Source organism: Bradyrhizobium japonicum USDA 6, assembly GCF_000284375.1.
Lineage (GTDB): Bacteria > Pseudomonadota > Alphaproteobacteria > Rhizobiales > Xanthobacteraceae > Bradyrhizobium > Bradyrhizobium japonicum.
On sequence record NC_017249.1, the window covers coordinates 5,041,617 to 5,059,374 of the forward strand.

Sequence of the window (17,758 nt, forward strand, 5' to 3'; positions counted from 1 at the left end):
TTCACTGCCTCCGCCCGCGCCGGCGACGGGCCTCTCATGAGTGCGCATATGATGTTGCCCGTGGTGATATCTGGCAACAAAGTGTCGCTCGAAAGCTTCGTGGTTCGTCCTGATCGTCCCGGCAAATTTCCTCTCGTCGTGATCACTCACGGAATGCCTCACGGCTCCGGCGAAGAATTCTTCACCGCAATCCTCAACCGCTCTCCGGTCGACTACAACAAGGCGGCCGTCGCCTTCGCGCAGCGAGGATATGCCGTGGTCTCGATCATGCGTCGTGGCTATGGCCGATCCGGCGGAGGGTTCTCCGAGTCCTTGCGGCCGGCCTGCGACTATCTTCCGGCCGTGCGCGCTGCCAGCGACGATATCATTGCGGCGGTCGCTTCACTGCGCAATGAGCCCTGGGTCGACGCCGAGCATGTCGTCTTGCTCGGTCATTCCGTTGGGGGGCTCACGGCGATGGCCGTCGCCGGACAGAATGTACCGGGGGTCGTTGGCGCTGTGAATTTTGATGGTGGTCGGAATAGCTCCTCCGCACCCAACCAACCCTGCTCGCCTGATCATCTGGTCGATACAGTCGCCGCATTGGGGCGCACGGCCCGTATCCCCATGCTTTGGCTCTATGCCGAGAACGATCAATTCTACGGTCCAGATTTGGCACGGCGCATGTTCGCGGCCTACAGCGCCGGCGGTGCGCCTGCGCAGTTGCAAATGCTGCCTCCGTTCGAACCGAACGGCCACAATACCGTCGTGCTCGCGCTGGCAGACACCTGGTTTCCGTCCGTCGACCCCTTCCTCGAAAAGTTGGGTCTTCCAACCAGGACTGTCATTGGGGCGCCGTTGTTCGCTGAGCTGCCAATCCCGCCGGGGGCTGTCGCCGCTTGTCAGGCGGCGTTCGCGGACTACCTCGCCAATCCCGATGATGCCAAGGCCTTCGCGATGAGCGCGGGCGGCCACTGCGGGACTGGATTTGGCCGCACAGTTCTCGAGGCGCGCGAGCCCGCCTTGATGAAATGCAAGATCAATTCGCGCGGCGAAGATTGCAGGCTTTACGCGGTCGGACAGAAGCTTGCGGGGATTGAACCACAGTTCACTCGATACAGGGTCACGCGGCGCCGTTACAGTTTTCCATAGACGCGCCCGGCGACCGCCCTCAGGCGCTCGACCGAGCCGGACTCGGGATGCGGCTTGACCGGCGCGAACAGGATCGAAGCCTGCCTGCCGTTCTTCCAGACATAGATGTTGACGGCGTTGCCGTTGCCCTTGGTGCAGGAATGCTCGCCGAACGCTTCACTGCCGAGCTCGGGTATCGTCACATGTTTGCACGGGCCGGTGCGCTTCATCATGCCGATGACCGTGTCGCGCGACATCGCGATCACCGCGACGGTCATGGTGTTGGCCTCGCGATCGAACATCATGCAGCTGCCGGCGCCGGTCCGCTGAACCGTCAGCGTGCTGTTGTCGAGAAAGCCGTCGGCATCCGCGGCCGTGAGCCACTCGCAATTGCCGAACCGCTCGCTGCTCTTGCCCACGCTGGCGATGGCAACGCGCGCGGCTTCGGTGATCGGCCTCAGCAGCGCGTCGTCGGCACGCCGGCCAATCGGATAGACGCTGATCTGCAGAATGTAATCGCCGGACAAGGCGACGACCGAGGCCTCCTGGCGTTCCGCGCCGGAGGCGCTCGTTCCGCCCTGGCCTTCGTCGCCGATCTCCGCGACGGCGTTCAGCGGCATGCGCTCGCCAAGCGTCTTGACGAAGGTCGCGTACAATTCCCTGGCGCGGTCCTTGTCGGGATTGCGGAACACGGTCAGCATCATCGTGTCGCCGCGCCCGCCCTGGTAGATGCAGCCGCGGCCGTCCTGATTTGAAATCAGTGACCATTTGAACGCCGGCATTGCGCGGGCGAGTTCTTGGGCGCTGATGAACGGGCAGGTTTCGGCCGCGCGCACGGGAAGCACCGGGACGGCTGCAATTGCAAGGAATAGAGCGAGGCAAGAGAACAGACGATCGATAATACGCATTGGATAATTTAATACCGCTATTGGCGCCGCTGACGAGATCTAAGCTTTCTAGAATGATTGGACGGGGGTCGCTTCGGCGTCAGACTATAGCGGATCCGTGAGCCCCCCTTGGGGACCTCGCGATGATCACAAGTTACCCCTGATTTGCCCGACGCGTCAAATTGTTTTTGTAAAATCCGAAATGAATCGTGCCGGCTCCCGGCTACTTTGCATGGGGTTGTTTTTCAGATTTTAAGTCGGGCTAGATCGAGAAGCTGGTCCCGCACCCGCAGGACGCCGTCGCATTGGGATTGTTGACGCGGAACGAGGCGCCGATCAGATCGTCGACGAAATCGACCTGCGAGCCCGCCAGGAACGGCTGGGAGGCGGAATCGACCAGCACAACCGCATTCTCCTGCTCGATCACGAGATCGTCGTCGGTGCGGTCGCGGTCGATGTCGAACTTGTACTGGAAGCCCGAGCAGCCGCCACCCTCGACGGAGATGCGCAGCATCGCGCCAGAACCTTCGCCCTTGAGGATCTCCCCAATCCGGCGTGCGGCGCGGTCACTGATGGTCACGTCAGTCGTCATAGCTCGTCTCCGATAGTCCCGCGGTCATACCAGGTTCACTTGCCCAATTCATTTGGTATCCCGCGTCCGGCATAGTTAAGTGCAAGCATACGCAGAATCAAATGGATAGGGACTAAATTCGTCGTGTCCGTCGGAATGGCAGCCCCTCATGCGCCCTATGCCTGCGACCCCGACCGCAGCCGCGGCCGGCTGGTCGCGGAGCCGCCGAGCCGGACCCGCAGCCCGTTCCGGCGGGATTGCGACCGGGTGATCCACTCGACCGCGTTCCGCCGCCTGAAGTACAAGACCCAGGTCTTCGTGTTCCACGAGGGCGACCACTACCGCACCCGGCTGACCCATTCGCTGGAGGTGGCGCAGATCGCCCGCGCCCTGGCCCGGCAGCTCGGACTGGACGAGGACCTCACGGAAACGTTGGCGCTGGCTCATGATCTCGGCCATCCGCCGTTCGGGCACGCCGGCGAGCGGGCGCTGGATGCCTGCCTGAAGGATTTTGGTGGCTTCAACCACAACGCCCAGACCTTGCGGGTCGTCGCGTCGCTCGAGCACCGCTACCCGGAGTTCGACGGCCTCAACCTGACCTGGGAGTCGCTGGAGGGCATCGTCAAGCACAACGGCCCGCTGACGGATCGCAGCGGCGCGCCGGTCGGTCCCTATCGCGAGCATGGCATTCCGGTCGGCATCGCCGACTACATCAAGACCTACGATCTCGAATTGTGGAGCTTCGCTTCGCTGGAGGCGCAGGTTGCCGCGATCGCCGACGACATCGCCTATGACGCCCACGACATCGATGACGGTCTGCGCGCCGGCCTGTTCCATCTCGATGATCTCACGGTGATGCCGCTGACGGCGGAGATCATCGCCGAGACCTCAGCGCATTACCCTGACCTCGAAGACGTCAGGCGTGGCGCCGAGCTGGTGCGCGAGCTGATCTCGCACCTGATCGGTGCGGTGTATTCGGAGGCGCAGAAGAACCTCGCGGCGGTGAAACCGCAGTCGGCCCAGGATGTGCGCCAGCAGAGCCGGGCGCTGGTCACGTTCCCGGCGACGGTTGCCGAGGAGGAGGCCGCCATCAAGCGCTTCCTCTATCAGCACATGTACCGCCACAAGCGGGTGATGCGGGTGATGGGGGAGGCGGAACAGATCCTGTTCGACCTGTTCGCAAAATACCTGGCATCGCCCGGTGAGCTGCCTCCGGAATGGCTGCTGGGGGCGGAGGCGGACAATGAGGGCGACCGGGCCTGCCGGATCGGCAATTTCATTGCCGGAATGACCGACCGTTTCGCCCTGACCGAGCACCAGCGGCTCTTTGACTCGACCCCGGATTTGCGTTAGGCGGCGGCCATGCCCGACGCATCCTCATCCCTGCACTTGTTCGCCGACGTGCTCGCACGCGTGCACGCCGCCTGCCGCGCGCTCGCGGCGGACGCCAACTGGCCCGAGGGCATCGATTTCTCGCGCGTGGTGGTCGAGCCGCCGCGCGACGCCTCCCATGGCGACATGGCGACCAACGCCGCCATGGTGCTTGCGAAAGAGGCAAAGGCAAAGCCCCGCGACCTCGCCGAGCAGATCGCCGAGCGGCTCCGTGCCGACGCGCTGATTGCCAAGGTCGATGTCGCCGGTCCCGGCTTCATCAACCTGACGCTGAAGCCGGCCGCCTGGGCTGAGGCGCTGCGGACGGTGCTGCGCGAGGGCGCCGATTACGGCCGCGTCAGCGGTGGCACCAAGGTCAATGTCGAATACGTCTCGGCGAACCCGACCGGACCGATGCATGTTGGCCATTGCCGCGGAGCCGTGTTTGGCGACGCGCTCGCAAGCCTGCTCCAGTTCGGCGGCCACGACGTCACCCGCGAATACTATATCAACGACGCCGGTGCGCAGGTCGACGTGCTCGCGCGTTCTGCCTTCCTGCGGTACCGCGAGGCACTCGGCGAGAACATCGGCGCGATCCCGGAAGGGCTGTATCCCGGCGACTATCTGAAACCGGTGGGCGCGGCGCTGGCGAAAGAGCACGGCGACAAGCTCCTCGCGATGAGCGAGGCCGAGTGGCTGCCGACGGTTCGCGCCAAGGCGATAGCGATGATGATGGACGAGATCAAGGACGATCTCGCCGCCCTCAACATCCGTCACGACGTGTTTTTCTCCGAGCGCTCGCTGATCGAGACCGGCAACAACAAGGTTGCCGAGACCATCGATTTCCTGAAGGCGAAGGGCGACATCTACGAGGGCCGGCTGCCGCCACCGAAGGGCGCGCCGGTCGAGGACTGGGAAGACCGCGAGCAGCTGCTGTTCAAGGCGACCGCTTACGGCGACGATGTCGATCGTCCGCTGATCAAGTCGGACAATTCCTATACCTACTTCGCCTCCGATATCGCCTACCACAAGAACAAGTTCGACCGCGGCTTCGGCGAGATGATCGACGTCTGGGGCGCCGACCATGGCGGCTACATCAAGCGCATGCAGGCGGCGGTGAAGGCGACGACATCGGGCAAAGGCGCGCTCGACGTCAAGATCGTCCAGCTCGTGAAGTTGCTGCGCAACGGCGAGCCGGTGAAAATGTCGAAGCGGAGCGGGGACTTCGTCACCTTGCGTGAGGTGGTGGATGAGGTCGGCCAGGACGCCGTCCGCTTCATGATGCTCTACCGCAAGAACGACGCGGTGCTCGACTTCGACCTCGCCAAGGTCATGGAACAGTCGCGCGACAACCCGGTATTCTACGTCCAGTACGGCCACGCCCGCGGCCACTCGATCTTCCGCAACGCCCGGGCCGAGGTGTTCCCGGAGCTGCCGGAGGATACCGGCAAGCGCATCGCGTGGCTCGGCGAGTCGGCGGTGGAACGGCTGTCGGACCCGGTCGAGCTCGAGCTGCTCAAGCGCCTCGCAATTTTTCCGCGCATGCTGGAGGCCGCCGCCGCGGCCCATGAGCCGCACCGAATTGCCTTCTATCTCTATGACTTAGCGAGCGAATTTCACGCACTTTGGACGAAGGGGCGCGATTTGCCCTATTTACGCTTCATTATCAATAATGATGCAGATCTTACAAAGGCGCGACTGGCAATGGTCCAGGGCGTCGTCTCTGTCCTGGCATCGGGCCTCGCCATCCTCGGCGTCCATGCTCCGGACGAGATGCGGTAGTTTGGGGCGAACTACTTAAGGGGAATTTTGGGGGAACCGGCAGAAGCCGGACCGCTTAGACTTGGTTGAATGCCTTGTGGGTCGAAAGCCGCGCCTTGGTCGAGGGGCGCGCGGCTTTCCCGAAGGGACGCATCATCACGATGGCCGAACGATATCAGGACAGAACGTTTCCTTCCGATGGCTATGGTCGCGCTGGCGATCAGCATGGGAAGGCGGACAACGATCCCTTGGCCGAACTCGCCCGCCTGATCGGACAGACCGATCCATTCGCAGCGCAGGGGCGACCGAGCGCGCAGCCGTCGGCACCGCCAGCCCAGAGCTATCAGGACCATGACTATCCGCAGGACGACTATCGGCAGGACTATGCCGAGCAGGCGCCGCCGGCTCCGCCCGGGCCACCCTCATGGATGCGACGCGCCAACGTGCAGCCGCAGCCGGCGCCCGAGCCTGATTATCCCGTTTCTGTGAACCCGGTTCATCCATTGCACCGCTATTCAGCCCAGCCGACCGCGCCCGAGCCTGATTTCCATCAGCCGCAGGCCTATCAGGCCCACGCTTACCAGGATCAGGCCTATCAAGCGCAGGCCTATCAGGATCAGGCCCATCAGGGCCGCGCTCAGCAGCATGATCAGGCTTACCAGGAGCAAGCCTATCAGGAGCCGCATCAGCCGCCCGATCCGGCACGCTACGACGACGCGCTCTATGGACGGCTGGAGGGGGGCGAGCAGGATTATCAGCGTGATCCCGCCTATCCGGATGATCCTTACGCATTCCAGAGCGACTATCCCGAGGCCGATCTCGACGAGCCAAAGAAGTCGCGCGGCGGCATGATGACGGTCGCGGCGATCCTCGCGCTTGCCGTGGTCGGCACTGGCGCGGCCTTTGCCTACAAGACCTATGTCGGTTCGCCCCGCAGCGGTGAGCCGCCGATCATCAAGGCCGACAACACGCCGACCAAGATCGTGCCAGCGCCGACCGACTCCTCGGCCAAGGTGCCGGATCGCATGGCGAGCGGCGACGGCTCCGAGAAGATCGTGCCGCGTGAAGAGGCGCCTGTCGACGTCGCTGCCAAGGCGGGCGGCCCCCGCGTGGTGTTCCCGCCGCTGAATCAGAACGCGAACCCGCCGTCGGTGGCGAGCGTTGCACCGTCCACGATCCCGCCGCCAAGCGCGGGTCCAATCCCGAGCAACGGCACGCTGCCGGCCAACACGCCGCGTGCGATCAGGACCGTGGCCGTGAGGGGCGATCAGACCGATAGCACCGCGCCGCAATCCGCAGCCGCCAAGCCGGCGGCAGCCGTGCCGAAGCCCGTTGCCGTGCCCGCCGCACCGCCTGCGCCACGCAATCCGCCGACTTCGGCCAATGCCAGCGCCAACCAGCCGCTCTCGCTCGCGCCGCAATCGACGCCGGTTGCGGAGATTCCGCAGCGGATGGCTGCGACCAACCCGACGCAACTCACGCCCGCCAGCAATGGTGGTGGCGGCTACGTCGTGCAGGTCTCCTCGCAGCAGAGCGAGGACAGCGCGGCCGCGTCCTACCGGGTGCTTCAGAGCAAATATGGCAGCGTGCTTGGATCGCGCTCGCCGGTGATCAAGCGGGTTGATCTGACCGACAAGGGCAAGGGGATCGTCTACCGCGCTTTCGCCGGACCCTATGGTTCGGCCGAGGAAGCGACGCAGGCTTGCAACAGCCTGAAGTCCGCTGGCCTGTCCGCCTGCTTCGTCCAGAGGAATTAACGGCCGTTTCCTTGACCCCCTCGCGGGGCAGGGTTAATCGGCCGTTATGAGCACGCGGGCCTTCATTACCGGTGTATCCGGAACGGAACTAACCGCCGTCGAGCGGGAGTTTATCCGTGCCGAACGCCCATGGGGCTTCATCCTCTTCAGGCGCAATGTCGATACGCCGGCTCAAGTTGCTGCGCTGGTTGCGGAATTGCGGGCGGTTGCGGGTGCGGCTGACGCGCCTGTCCTGATCGACCAGGAGGGGGGGCGGGTGCAGCGGCTGGGCCCACCGCACTGGCCGGTCTATCCGCCGGGCGCCATTTTCTCGACCTTGTACGACACTGATTCGGTACTTGGACTGACGGCTGCGCGCCTCAGCGCCCGGCTGATTGCGTCTGATCTTGCCGATCTCGGCATTACCGTGGATTGCCTGCCGCTGGCTGACGTGCCGGTGCCGGGTGCCGATGCCGTCATTGGGAACAGGGCTTACGGCACTGAGCCGGGCAAGGTCGCCGCGATCGCGCGCGCGGTCACCGAGGGCCTGGAGCAGGGCGGCGTGCTGCCGGTTCTCAAGCACATTCCCGGCCATGGACGCGCCACCGCCGACACCCATTTCAAGCTGCCGACGGTCGATGCTCCGAGGGACGAACTCGACCGGACCGACTTTGCGGCATTCCAGCCGTTGGCCGACCTGCCGATGGCCATGACTGCACATGTTGTGTTTAGCGCGGTCGACCCCGCCCATCCGGCGACGACTTCTGCGACAATGATCACTCAGGTGATTCGCGGCGTGATCGGGTTCCAGGGTTTGTTAATGAGTGATGACGTGTCGATGAACGCGCTGTCGGGGAATATCGCCGAACGGACCCGCGCCATCTTCGCGGCCGGCTGCGACATGGCCTTGCATTGCAACGGCAACATCGAGGAGATGCGCGAGGTCGCCGGCCAGACACCTGAGCTGTCCGGCACGGCGCTGGCGCGGGCGAAGGCCGCACTAGCGTCGCGCAAGGCACCGCAGCCGTTCGACCGGGCGGCCGCACGCGCCGAACTGGACGCATTGATCGCACGGGCAAACACGGCATCCGCATGACCGCAGAAATCCTATCGTTTGAAACCGGGCGGCCCGCAGAGCTCGCCGAGGGTGAGCCGGCGTTGGTGGTGGACGTCGAAGGCTATGAGGGCCCGCTCGACCTGCTGCTCGCGCTGGCGCGGCAGCAGAAGGTCGATCTCGCCAAGATCTCGATCCTGGCGCTGGCCGACCAGTACCTCCACTTCATCGAAGCCGCGCGAAAGATCCGGCTCGAGCTTGCCGCCGATTATCTCGTGATGGCGGCCTGGCTCGCCTTCCTGAAGTCGCGCCTGCTGTTGCCGGAGCCGCCGAGTGCGGAAGGCCCGAGCGCCGAAGAGATGGCGACCGCGCTCGCCAACCGCCTGCGCCGGCTGGAAGCCATTCGCGAAGCCGCCAACCGGCTGATGAACAGGCCGCAATTGCAGCGCGACATCTTCCCGCGCGGCGAGCCCGAGCACATCGCCGAGATCAAGCACCCAAAATACACTGCGACGCTGTACGACCTGCTCACCGCCTATGCCGCGCAGCGCCAGTCGCGCGTGCTTGCGAGCGTGCATCTGGCCAAGCGCACGGTGTGGTCGCTCGCCGAGGCGCGCGCCACGCTGGAGCGGCTGGTCGGCAGCATCAGCGAACAGGACGACTGGGGCGTTCTCGACGACTTCCTGGTCCGCCACGTCGCCGATCCGACGCAGCGTGCGACGGTGTTCGCTTCGAGCTTTGCCGCCGCGCTCGAGCTCGTGCGCGAAGGTCAGCTCGAGCTGAACCAGAAAGAGGCGTTCGCGCCGATCTATTTCCGGAAGGGGCGCCCGAAACCGGTCGTGGACGCAGCTCCTGCGCCTGATGCGCCGGTCGGTTAAGTGCAAGAAGGAGAAGCTGCCATGGCAAGCCTGGCTGAAGTGCGGGTAGAAGAGGCCGAGCCGATGGAGAACGAGTCCCAGGCACGTCCTGAAGAGCTGCGGCTGCTGGAAGCGCTGCTGTTTGCTTCGAATGAACCGCTGGACACCGCGACGCTGGCCAAGCGCATGCCTGATGGCGTCGACGTCAAGGCTGCGCTCGAGCAGCTCCAGGCCGACTATGCCTTGCGCGGCGTCAATCTCGTGCGCGTCGCCAACAAATGGACCTTCCGTACCGCCGGCGATCTCGCCTGGCTGATGACGCGGGAGAGCACCGAGACCCGCCGCCTGTCGCGCGCCGCGATCGAGGTGCTGGCGATCATCGCCTATCACCAGCCGGTGACGCGCGCCGAGATCGAAGAGATCCGCGGCGTCGTCACCTCGAAGGGCACGCTCGATGTGCTGCTGGAGACCGGCTGGATCAAGCCGCGCGGACGTCGCAAGACGCCCGGCCGCCCCTTGACCTTCGGAACCACCGAGGACTTCCTGTCCCAGTTCACGCTGGAACAGCTTGGCGATCTGCCGGGCCTGGAGGAGCTGAAGGGCACGGGCCTGCTGGATTCGCGCCTGCCGACCGGATTCAGCGTGCCGACCCCATCGGATGACCCGCAGCTGCGCGAGGACGAGGATCCGTTGGAACCGGGCGAGGACCTGGATCTGGCGCTGGCGCCTGCGGTCGAGCCCGAGACGCCGGAAGGCGGCAATGCGGGCGGCGAGGGTGGCAGCGAAGACTGACGTCCCGGCCGTTCAGAGGCTCCCTGCGACCAGTTAACACTGGCAAGATTACGTAGCGCCAACAGCGAATTGGCGCTGCCTTGGTCCTTGTTTTTGAGGCCTGCCGAGCCTAGGTTTCGGGGAAGATCGGCCGGGTCCCCGGCCAAGTGTGTTTGGAGGGTTGCAGGATGGGTTCGCTTAGCATTTGGCACTGGATCCTCGTGATCGCAGTCGTCCTGCTGCTGTTCGGCCGCGGCAAGATTTCGGATCTGATGGGCGACGTGGCCCAGGGCATCAAGGCCTTCAAGAAGGGCATGCAGGACGACGACAAGGTCGCCGACAAGCCTGAGCCGGCCAAGTCGATCGAGCACGCCGCCGCGCCGCCGACCGCGACCCGGTCCGACGTCGGCAGCAAGGCCGTCTGAGTAAGCGTACGCGAGACGCGGGTGACGGCGCCGATCCTAAGCGCGAAGGATTGGGCCGGTCGCGGCTGGCGTGAACGGAAGACCTCATGTTCGACATCGGGTGGAGTGAACTGGTCCTGATCGGGGTCGTGGCCTTGGTCGCCATCGGCCCGAAAGAGCTGCCGGGCGTGCTGCGCATGGTTGGGCAGTGGATGGGCAAGGCCCGCAAGATGGCGGCCGAATTCCAGGGCCAATTCCAGGAAGCGATGCGCGAGGCCGAAATGGCCGACCTCAAGAAGAGCTTCGACGAGGTCAAGGAAGCCGCTTCCGGCTTTGCCGGCAACAACCTGATGACCTCGCTCCAGAAGGACGTCAGCGACGCGCTCCGCGTCGATGCGCTGGACAAGCCGGCCGAGACCGCCGCGACCACCGCCGTCGAAGCGACTTCAAGTGAAACGCCGGCGATTTCAAGCGAAACGCCGGCGACACCGACCACGCCGGAAGCGCCGACGCCCGAGACCTTCGTGGAAGCCGAGGCGCATGCGGCCGTGAACGAGCCGCTCGCGATCACCCGCGAGGTCGAGCAGGCCCAGGTCATTCAAGACACTGCGCCACCTGAGGCGGTCAAGGACGTCAAAGCGTCATGAGCGACGCCGATATCGAGGCCAGCAAAGCCCCTCTGATGGACCACCTGATCGAGCTGCGGTCGCGGCTGATCAAGGCACTGCTTGGCTTTGGCGTGGCCTTCATCTTCTGCTTCTTCTTCGCCAAGCAGATCTACAACGTGCTGGTCTGGCCGTTCGTGTGGGTCGCGGGTCCCGAGAATTCGAAGTTCATCTACACGGCGCTGCTGGAATATTTCATCACCCAGCTCAAGCTCGCGTTGTTCGGCGCCGGCTTCATCTCGTTCCCGATCGTCGCGACGCAGATCTACAAGTTCGTCGCGCCCGGGCTCTACAAGCACGAGAAGCAGGCCTTCCTGCCGTATCTGGTCGCGACCCCGTTCTTCTTCGTGCTCGGCGCGGCGCTGGTCTATTTCGTGGTGCTGCCGATGCTGGTCCGCTTCTCGCTCGGCATGCAGCAGGCCGGCAGCGACGAGACCGCGCAGATCCAGCTGCTGCCCAAGGTCGGCGAATATCTGTCGCTGATGATGTCGCTGATCTTCGCCTTCGGCATCGCCTTCCAGCTTCCGGTGATCCTGACGCTGCTCGGGCGCATTGGCATCGTCACCTCGAAAATGCTGCGTGAGAAGCGCCGCTATTTCATCGTCATCGCCTTCGTCATCGCAGCCGTGCTGACCCCGCCGGACGTGCTCAGCCAGTGCTCGCTCGCGATCCCCTTGCTCGCGCTCTACGAGGGCTCGATCATCGCGGTCGGGATGGTGGAGAAGAAGGCGGCGGCGTCGCAGGCCGCCACCGGGACCGACGTGTCGACGCCGCCCAATCCGGCGGAGTAGGGCCAGGATTCGCTGTCATTCCCCGCGAAAGCGGGGAATCCAGTACGCCGAAGCCCCTCGGAGAATCACTGCTGTCTCTGGAATACCGGATCGCCCGCTTTCGCGGGCGATGACGCCTGTGGTAGTGGGAAGCGCGATGCAAGCTCCCAACATACCGCGTTGGCTGTTGCGCGCTGATCCAGGACCACCGCCATGCACGACATCAAATCGATCCGCGACAATCCGCAAGCCTTCGACGCAGGCCTCGCCAGGCGCGGCCTGAAGCCGTTGTCGGCGTCGCTGCTCGCGATCGACGAGAAGCGGCGGGCGGCAATCCTGGCCTCGGAGCAGGCGCAGGCGCGGCGCAATGCGGCCTCCAAGGAGATCGGCGACGCCAAGAAGGCGAAGGATGACACGCGCGCTGCCAAGCTCATGGCGGAGGTCGCCGAGCTCAAGACCACGATGCCGCAGCTCGAAGCCGTTGCGAAAGCCGCCGACGAGGAGCTTGCCACGGCGCTGTCGGCGATCCCCAATCTGCCGCTCGGCGAAGTGCCCGACGGCGTCGACGAGCACGGCAACGTGCAACGCCATGTCTTCGGCAACCGGCGCAACTACGCGTTTGCGCCCAAACCCCATGATGATCTCGGCGGCGCGCTCGGTGACATGGATTTCGAGACGGCGGCAAAGCTCTCCGGCGCGCGCTTCGTCGTGCTGAAGAAGGGGCTGGCGCGGCTCGAACGCGCGCTCGGCCAGTTCATGCTGAATCTGCACGTCGACGAGCACGGCTATACCGAGATCAATCCGCCGCTGCTGGTCCGCAACGAGATCATGTTCGGTACGGGACAATTGCCGAAATTCGAGGACGACCAGTTCTGGGCGATCAAGGGCGAATTGCTCGCCGCACCCGATCTGGAGCGGCTGCGGACGGAGCGTCTCGGCATCATTCCGACGGCGGAGGTGGCGCTCACCAACCTCGTTCGAGAATCCATCCTCGATGAGAAGCAGCTGCCGATGCGTTTGACTGCGCTGACGCCGTGTTTTCGCGCGGAGGCGGGCGCCGCAGGGCGTGATACCCGAGGCATGATCCGCCAGCACCAGTTCACCAAGGTTGAGCTGGTGTCGATCACGACGCCGGAGACCAGCAAGGACGAGCATGAGCGGATGCTGGCATGCGCCGAGGAAGTGCTGCGCCGGCTCGATCTGCATTACCGCGTGATGACGCTGTGCACCGGAGACATGGGCTTTTCGTCGCAAAAAACCTATGACATCGAGGTCTGGATGCCCGGGCAGGGCGAGGGCGGCGCGTTCCGCGAGATCTCGAGCTGCTCGGTCTGCGGTGACTTCCAGGCCCGCCGCATGGACGCCCGCTCGCGCGGTCCGGACGGCAAGCCGCGATTCGTGCACACGCTGAACGGCTCCGGCACCGCGCTCGGCCGCGCGCTGATCGCCGTGATGGAGACTTATCAACAGGAGGACGGCTCGATCGCAGTCCCCGACGTGCTCCAGCCCTATATGGGCGGGCTGAAGGTGGTCGCGCGCGAGTAGCGCGTTTTCGAGCGAAGTCGATACCGGTTCGCGTCAAGAAAACGCGTCAAACAAGATAAAAATCTGGACTCCCGTTCCGATTCTATCGGAACGGGAGTCCAAGGCGTGTTGCCACGCTGTCACGCAGAAACGTTTGGTTGCGAAGATCGGGTGGCTGGTTATTCTGCCGGCCACCCGACAACACGAACTCACCGTCCATGGCCTTGCACCGCGACATCTTCTGGGTCGGTAGACAATGGGCGGTGACAGGTGCCGGTATCCAGGCTGTCGATCAGCGTCTGCGTGGTGTGCTCGACATCGCGATCGCGCGGCTCTGGGATGATGATCTCGTGTGCAGCCGGCGGGCCAAGCCCGGCGTGAATGCTGCGGATTTTGACAAGGCACTGACCGTAGCGCGCGAACGCTTTCCGCAGACGCCGGAGCCGGACCCGATCCTCGCGCACTTGGAGGCGCTCGGGGTGGTCGAGGCTCCCGTCGTGAGCCTGGTGGTGCCGGCGATGAAGCTGCGTGCGGAAGGCAGGCTTGCACGCTTCCTGCCGCAATGGCGCATCCGCAGGTAGCAGGACCAGGCTGGGAACCCGCCGCCGGACCCTGTCGGCCGGTTTGCCTGATCGGCCTCGGCCGGATAAGACGGCTCAGACCCGCTTCAGGAACGATTTTTAATATGCGCATTCTCTGCACCAATGACGACGGCATTCACGCCCCCGGCCTCAAGGTCGTGGAGGAGATCGCGCGCGCATTGTCCGACGACGTCTGGGTCGTGGCGCCCGAGCTCGACCAGTCCGGGGTGTCGCATTCGCTCTCGCTGAACGATCCGCTGCGCCTGCGCGAGGTCGGACCAAGGCACTTCGCCGTGCGCGGCACGCCGACCGACTGCGTCATCATGGGCGCGCGCCATATCCTCGGCACCAAGCCACCGGACCTCGTCCTGTCCGGCGTCAACAAGGGCCGCAACGTCGCCGAGGACGTGGTCTATTCCGGCACCATCGCCGGCGCGCTGGAGGGCACCATCCTGGGGCTGCCGTCTTTCGCCCTGTCGCAGGAGTTCAGCGTCGAGACGCGCGAGCGCCCGCTTTGGGATACCGCGCTCAAATTCGGACCCGACATCCTGCGCAAGGTGATCGCCGCCGGCATCCCGAAGGACACCGTCATCAACGTCAATTTCCCGGCCTGTACGCCGGAAGAGGTGCTCGGCATCCGCGTCACCCGCCAGGGCAAGCGCAATCTCGGCTTCCTCAGGATCGACGAGCGCAGGGACGGCCGCAACAATCCCTATTTCTGGATCGGCTTCGAGCGCGCCGCGATGATGGATACGCCTGCCGAAGGCACCGATCTGGCGGCGCTGCGCGAGCGCTATGTCTCCGTCACGCCGCTCCGGCTCGACCGCACCAATGAGGCGTTTTCCGAAGCGCTGAGCGCGACGCTGAAGTAATCGCTAGCCGCCGCGAAGGGCGGCTTCGATGGTCTTGCCGAGCGCGTCGAGCTGGAACGGCTTCTGCAGCGCCGGCCGGTCGCGGTACTGCTCGGGCAGGCCGGAGGAGCCGTAGCCGGTGGCGAAGATGAACGGGCAGCCCTTCGCCCTGATCACATCGGCGACCGGAGAGATGACCTTGCCGTTGACGTTGACGTCGAGGATGGCGATGTCGAACTCGGTCGCCTGGGCGAGCCGCAGGGCCTCGGTGATATCGCCGGCCTCGGCGGCCACCTTGTAGCCGAGCTCTTCGAGCATATCCGCGACCATCATCCTGATCATCACCTCGTCCTCGACGAGGAATACAGAGCGGCCCGAAAGCCCTGTCGCGGTCATAGTCGTTGAGTCCTTGCCCATTTGCGGAAAACGTTCGCAGATAACGCGAATCGACGCAATGCGCGTTTCGGCGAGCGGACACCTGAAAATGGTCTTTGCAGCCAACCCGTTGCAAGCCGATTTATGGTCCAATACCGCGCCCGAACGGCTATCATGGGTTCCTGGGTAGGAACAGGATTCCTGCCCCGGGTCTTAACGAGACACGTGGCCCCGGACCCGACGAGACGATAAGCAGCGATGACCTCCGATCAGCACCCGCCGGAAAAGATGATGTTTCAGCTCTCGCTGAGGCGCCGCGGCATCAGCGATCAGGCGGTGCTGCGAACCATGGAGGAGGTGCCGCGCGATCTGTTCGTCGAGGAGGCCGATCGCGACGCCGCCTATCGTGACAGCGCGCTGCCGATCGCCTGCGGGCAGACCATCAGCCAGCCCTTCGTCGTCGCCTACATGACCGAGCAACTGCAGCTCCAGAAGAAGCACCGCGTGCTCGAGATCGGCGCCGGCTCGGGCTATCAGGCCGCCGTGCTGTCGCGTCTCGCGGGCCAGGTGCTGACCGTCGAGCGCTACCGCAAGCTCGCGGAGGCGGCACGCGCCCGGCTCGAAAAGCTCGGCTGTCACAATGTCGAGGTGATGCTCGGCGACGGCCTCAACCTGCCGGCCAATATCGGCCCGTTCGACCGCATCATCGTGACCGCCGCGATGGAGCAGCTTCCGGAGAACCTGGTCGAGCGGCTGGAGGTCGGCGGCATCCTGATCGCGCCCATCGGCCCGCACCATGGTGTGCAGACGCTGGTCCGCTTCAGCCGGACCGAAGCCGGGATCGAGCGCAAGGAACTCGTCGAGGTCCGCTTCGTGCCGGCGCTGCCCGGGGTGGCGCGGGAGCTGTAGATCTCCGGATCGGCTGTGCCGCCAACATCTTATTGGGAGGGTTAAGCCGTTATTTACTCGGCGCGTGTTTACTTAAAAGACCAGTTCTGTTGCGTACGAGTGAGTAACCATGTCTATCGTCGCCGAGTTGCTTTACTCGCGCCGCGTACCGCAGGTCGCGGCGCTGGCGCTGATCTCCTTCAGCTTCGCAGGGTGCAGCGCCGACATGTCGTCGCGCCTGTCCCAGTCGAACTTCTCCAACCCCTTCTCGTCTGATCAGACCGGTTCGGTGCAGCAGGCACCGCCGCCGCAGCGTGAGCTGCCGCAATATTCGCGGCCGCAGACGCAGCCCGGTTATTATCAGTCGCAGCCCTTGCCGCCGCCGGCGGTCTCCGCGCCGCAATCTTACCCCGTCACCGGGGGTGGTGGCGTGTCCGGGGGCGGCCGTGGCGTCAGTTCCTACGCGCCCCCGGCGCAGCCGCATCTTGAAACCACGGCCACCGTGCCGCCGCGCTCGGTCGCGGCCGCCCAGCCGGCCGGCGGGACCAAGATCATCGTCGGCACCAGCGACACGCTCGACGTGCTCGCCAAGCGCTATCGCGTCACGCCACAGGCGATCCTCGCCGCCAACGGCTACAAGGGCCCGCGCGCGCTCTCGCCCGGTCAGCAACTGATCATCCCGCATCCGGCCACAGCCGCTGCGCCCGCACCGGCGATGGCTCCTGTCGCGGCGGCTCCCGCGATGGCGCCTGCTGCGAAGCCGGTTGCAGCTGTCGTCGCACCATCGAGCACACACTTCGTTAACCACGGCGACACGCTCGCCAGCATTGCCCGCAAGAACCACATCTCGTCGGCCGAGCTTGCCCGTGCCAACGGCCTCGATCCGTCGGCCAAGCTCAAGCTCGGCACCAGGCTGACCGTGCCAGGCGCCAAGACCGCCGCCGTTGCGGCGCCGGTTGCTGCGGCCCCTGTCGCGGGGACGCTGCAGCCCGTTGCGGTTGCTCCCGCACCCGCCACCAAGATGGCCGCTGTTGCCGCACCCGTGCAAAGCGCGCGTCTGGCCCAGGCCACGACCAATGTCGAAGAGAAGGCCGCAGAGGCTCCGGCGAAAGCTGCGGAGACCACCAGTGCGCTGCCGACATTCCGCTGGCCGGTGCGTGGCAAGGTGGTCACGAGCTATGGCGCCAAGACCAATGGCAAGTCCAACGACGGCATCAATCTCGCGGTGCCCGAGGGGACGCCGGTCAAGGCGGCGGAAGACGGCGTCGTCGCCTATTCAGGCAACGAGCTCAAAGGTTACGGCAATCTGGTCCTGGTTCGGCACTCCAACGGCTACGTCACCGCATATGCCCATGCGAGTGAGCTGATGGTGAAGCGCGGCGATACCATCAAGCGCGGTCAGGTCATTGCCAAGTCGGGTCAATCCGGGGAGGTGGCGTCGCCGCAGCTCCACTTCGAGATCCGTAAGGGATCGAGTCCGGTTGACCCGCTTCAATTCCTGAACGGGGCGTGAGGCGCGGGCCCACAGAGTAGGGCACGCAATCACCACGAGTAGCTGTCATCGCCCGCCTTGTGCGCATTG

The 17,758-nt window shown here is 64.9% G+C and carries 18 protein-coding genes; 15 read left to right on the top strand and 3 right to left on the bottom strand.

Annotated elements, in window-relative coordinates:
• The first annotated feature begins 48 nt into the window (after nucleotides 1–48).
• Nucleotides 49–1,131: a dienelactone hydrolase family protein gene (locus tag BJ6T_RS23860; protein ID WP_014495042.1), complete on the top strand. Its 1,083-nt coding sequence runs from the start codon at nucleotides 49–51 to the stop codon at nucleotides 1,129–1,131.
• On the opposite strand, the gene BJ6T_RS23865 is transcribed toward BJ6T_RS23860, so the two are convergent.
• Nucleotides 1,116–2,018, bottom strand: a complete 903-nt coding sequence (locus BJ6T_RS23865; RefSeq protein WP_028169479.1) for a hypothetical protein — start codon at nucleotides 2,016–2,018, stop codon at nucleotides 1,116–1,118. The two genes, BJ6T_RS23860 and BJ6T_RS23865, sit on opposite strands and share 16 nt — an antisense overlap.
• A 241-nt stretch (nucleotides 2,019–2,259) precedes the next feature.
• On the bottom strand, nucleotides 2,260–2,589 hold the full coding sequence (gene erpA / locus BJ6T_RS23870) for an iron-sulfur cluster insertion protein ErpA (protein ID WP_014495044.1): 330 nt from the start codon (nucleotides 2,587–2,589) through the stop codon (nucleotides 2,260–2,262).
• A 123-nt stretch (nucleotides 2,590–2,712) separates the two neighbouring features.
• Between erpA and BJ6T_RS23875 the strand changes: the two genes are divergently transcribed.
• The 12 genes from BJ6T_RS23875 (at nucleotide 2,713) to surE (ending at nucleotide 14,934) form a co-directional block, all read left to right on the top strand.
• The gene (locus tag BJ6T_RS23875) at nucleotides 2,713–3,921 is read left to right on the top strand and encodes a deoxyguanosinetriphosphate triphosphohydrolase (protein ID WP_014495045.1); all 1,209 of its coding nucleotides are present in this window, start codon (nucleotides 2,713–2,715) and stop codon (nucleotides 3,919–3,921) included.
• A gap of 9 nt (nucleotides 3,922–3,930) precedes the next feature.
• A complete protein-coding gene (argS, locus tag BJ6T_RS23880) occupies nucleotides 3,931–5,721 on the top strand; it encodes an arginine--tRNA ligase (protein WP_014495046.1) in 1,791 nt (596 codons plus the stop codon).
• 140 nt (nucleotides 5,722–5,861) lie between these two features.
• Entirely contained in the window at nucleotides 5,862–7,457 is a 1,596-nt protein-coding gene (locus BJ6T_RS23885; protein WP_028169480.1) for an SPOR domain-containing protein, read from the top strand.
• A 46-nt stretch (nucleotides 7,458–7,503) separates the two neighbouring features.
• Nucleotides 7,504–8,532, top strand: coding sequence for a beta-N-acetylhexosaminidase (gene nagZ, locus BJ6T_RS23890; protein ID WP_014495048.1), 1,029 nt, complete (start codon nucleotides 7,504–7,506; stop codon nucleotides 8,530–8,532).
• Nucleotides 8,529–9,368, top strand: coding sequence for a segregation and condensation protein A (locus tag BJ6T_RS23895; RefSeq protein WP_014495049.1), 840 nt, complete (start codon nucleotides 8,529–8,531; stop codon nucleotides 9,366–9,368). The genes nagZ and BJ6T_RS23895 overlap by 4 nt, the downstream gene beginning before the upstream one ends.
• Before the next feature lie 21 nt (nucleotides 9,369–9,389).
• On the top strand, nucleotides 9,390–10,139 hold the full coding sequence (gene scpB / locus BJ6T_RS23900) for an SMC-Scp complex subunit ScpB (protein ID WP_014495050.1): 750 nt from the start codon (nucleotides 9,390–9,392) through the stop codon (nucleotides 10,137–10,139).
• Nucleotides 10,140–10,306: 167 nt separating this feature from the next.
• On the top strand, nucleotides 10,307–10,543 hold the full coding sequence (locus BJ6T_RS23905) for a twin-arginine translocase TatA/TatE family subunit (protein WP_014495051.1): 237 nt from the start codon (nucleotides 10,307–10,309) through the stop codon (nucleotides 10,541–10,543).
• An 86-nt stretch (nucleotides 10,544–10,629) separates the two neighbouring features.
• Nucleotides 10,630–11,169 (top strand): Sec-independent protein translocase protein TatB, encoded by a 540-nt coding sequence (gene tatB, locus BJ6T_RS23910; RefSeq protein ID WP_014495052.1) that lies wholly within the window; start codon nucleotides 10,630–10,632, stop codon nucleotides 11,167–11,169.
• On the top strand, nucleotides 11,166–11,978 hold the full coding sequence (gene tatC, locus BJ6T_RS23915; RefSeq protein WP_014495053.1) for a twin-arginine translocase subunit TatC: 813 nt from the start codon (nucleotides 11,166–11,168) through the stop codon (nucleotides 11,976–11,978). Before tatB ends, tatC begins: the two co-directional genes overlap by 4 nt.
• Nucleotides 11,979–12,170: 192 nt before the next feature.
• On the top strand, nucleotides 12,171–13,502 hold the full coding sequence (gene serS, locus BJ6T_RS23920) for a serine--tRNA ligase (RefSeq protein ID WP_014495054.1): 1,332 nt from the start codon (nucleotides 12,171–12,173) through the stop codon (nucleotides 13,500–13,502).
• A gap of 197 nt (nucleotides 13,503–13,699) precedes the next feature.
• On the top strand, nucleotides 13,700–14,062 hold the full coding sequence (locus BJ6T_RS23925; protein ID WP_014495055.1) for a hypothetical protein: 363 nt from the start codon (nucleotides 13,700–13,702) through the stop codon (nucleotides 14,060–14,062).
• 104 nt (nucleotides 14,063–14,166) lie between these two features.
• The gene (gene surE, locus BJ6T_RS23930; protein ID WP_014495056.1) at nucleotides 14,167–14,934 is read left to right on the top strand and encodes a 5'/3'-nucleotidase SurE; all 768 of its coding nucleotides are present in this window, start codon (nucleotides 14,167–14,169) and stop codon (nucleotides 14,932–14,934) included.
• A 3-nt stretch (nucleotides 14,935–14,937) separates the two neighbouring features.
• Here the strand turns inward: surE and BJ6T_RS23935 are convergent, their stop codons facing one another.
• Nucleotides 14,938–15,309 (bottom strand): response regulator, encoded by a 372-nt coding sequence (locus tag BJ6T_RS23935; protein WP_014495057.1) that lies wholly within the window; start codon nucleotides 15,307–15,309, stop codon nucleotides 14,938–14,940.
• A gap of 237 nt (nucleotides 15,310–15,546) precedes the next feature.
• Between BJ6T_RS23935 and BJ6T_RS23940 the strand changes: the two genes are divergently transcribed.
• Together BJ6T_RS23940 and BJ6T_RS23945 are read left to right on the top strand one after the other, a co-directional pair.
• Entirely contained in the window at nucleotides 15,547–16,197 is a 651-nt protein-coding gene (locus BJ6T_RS23940) for a protein-L-isoaspartate(D-aspartate) O-methyltransferase (RefSeq protein ID WP_014495058.1), read from the top strand.
• A 109-nt stretch (nucleotides 16,198–16,306) separates the two neighbouring features.
• Nucleotides 16,307–17,689, top strand: a complete 1,383-nt coding sequence (locus BJ6T_RS23945) for a LysM peptidoglycan-binding domain-containing M23 family metallopeptidase (protein ID WP_014495059.1) — start codon at nucleotides 16,307–16,309, stop codon at nucleotides 17,687–17,689.
• The last annotated feature ends 69 nt before the right edge of the window (nucleotides 17,690–17,758 follow it).

What these genes read in the sequence shown, in the direction of transcription:
- BJ6T_RS23860 (WP_014495042.1), top strand. Translation starts at nt 49, where the DNA reads ATGATGTTGCCCGTGGTGATATCTGGCAACAAAGTGTCGCTCGAAAGC.
- BJ6T_RS23865 (WP_028169479.1), bottom strand. Translation starts at nt 2,018, where the DNA reads ATGCGTATTATCGATCGTCTGTTCTCTTGCCTCGCTCTATTCCTTGCA.
- erpA (WP_014495044.1), bottom strand. Translation starts at nt 2,589, where the DNA reads ATGACGACTGACGTGACCATCAGTGACCGCGCCGCACGCCGGATTGGG.
- argS (WP_014495046.1), top strand. Translation starts at nt 3,931, where the DNA reads ATGCCCGACGCATCCTCATCCCTGCACTTGTTCGCCGACGTGCTCGCA.
- BJ6T_RS23885 (WP_028169480.1), top strand. Translation starts at nt 5,862, where the DNA reads ATGGCCGAACGATATCAGGACAGAACGTTTCCTTCCGATGGCTATGGT.
- nagZ (WP_014495048.1), top strand. Translation starts at nt 7,504, where the DNA reads ATGAGCACGCGGGCCTTCATTACCGGTGTATCCGGAACGGAACTAACC.
- BJ6T_RS23895 (WP_014495049.1), top strand. Translation starts at nt 8,529, where the DNA reads ATGACCGCAGAAATCCTATCGTTTGAAACCGGGCGGCCCGCAGAGCTC.
- scpB (WP_014495050.1), top strand. Translation starts at nt 9,390, where the DNA reads ATGGCAAGCCTGGCTGAAGTGCGGGTAGAAGAGGCCGAGCCGATGGAG.
- BJ6T_RS23905 (WP_014495051.1), top strand. Translation starts at nt 10,307, where the DNA reads ATGGGTTCGCTTAGCATTTGGCACTGGATCCTCGTGATCGCAGTCGTC.
- tatB (WP_014495052.1), top strand. Translation starts at nt 10,630, where the DNA reads ATGTTCGACATCGGGTGGAGTGAACTGGTCCTGATCGGGGTCGTGGCC.
- tatC (WP_014495053.1), top strand. Translation starts at nt 11,166, where the DNA reads ATGAGCGACGCCGATATCGAGGCCAGCAAAGCCCCTCTGATGGACCAC.
- serS (WP_014495054.1), top strand. Translation starts at nt 12,171, where the DNA reads ATGCACGACATCAAATCGATCCGCGACAATCCGCAAGCCTTCGACGCA.
- BJ6T_RS23925 (WP_014495055.1), top strand. Translation starts at nt 13,700, where the DNA reads ATGGCCTTGCACCGCGACATCTTCTGGGTCGGTAGACAATGGGCGGTG.
- surE (WP_014495056.1), top strand. Translation starts at nt 14,167, where the DNA reads ATGCGCATTCTCTGCACCAATGACGACGGCATTCACGCCCCCGGCCTC.
- BJ6T_RS23935 (WP_014495057.1), bottom strand. Translation starts at nt 15,309, where the DNA reads ATGACCGCGACAGGGCTTTCGGGCCGCTCTGTATTCCTCGTCGAGGAC.
- BJ6T_RS23940 (WP_014495058.1), top strand. Translation starts at nt 15,547, where the DNA reads ATGACCTCCGATCAGCACCCGCCGGAAAAGATGATGTTTCAGCTCTCG.
- BJ6T_RS23945 (WP_014495059.1), top strand. Translation starts at nt 16,307, where the DNA reads ATGTCTATCGTCGCCGAGTTGCTTTACTCGCGCCGCGTACCGCAGGTC.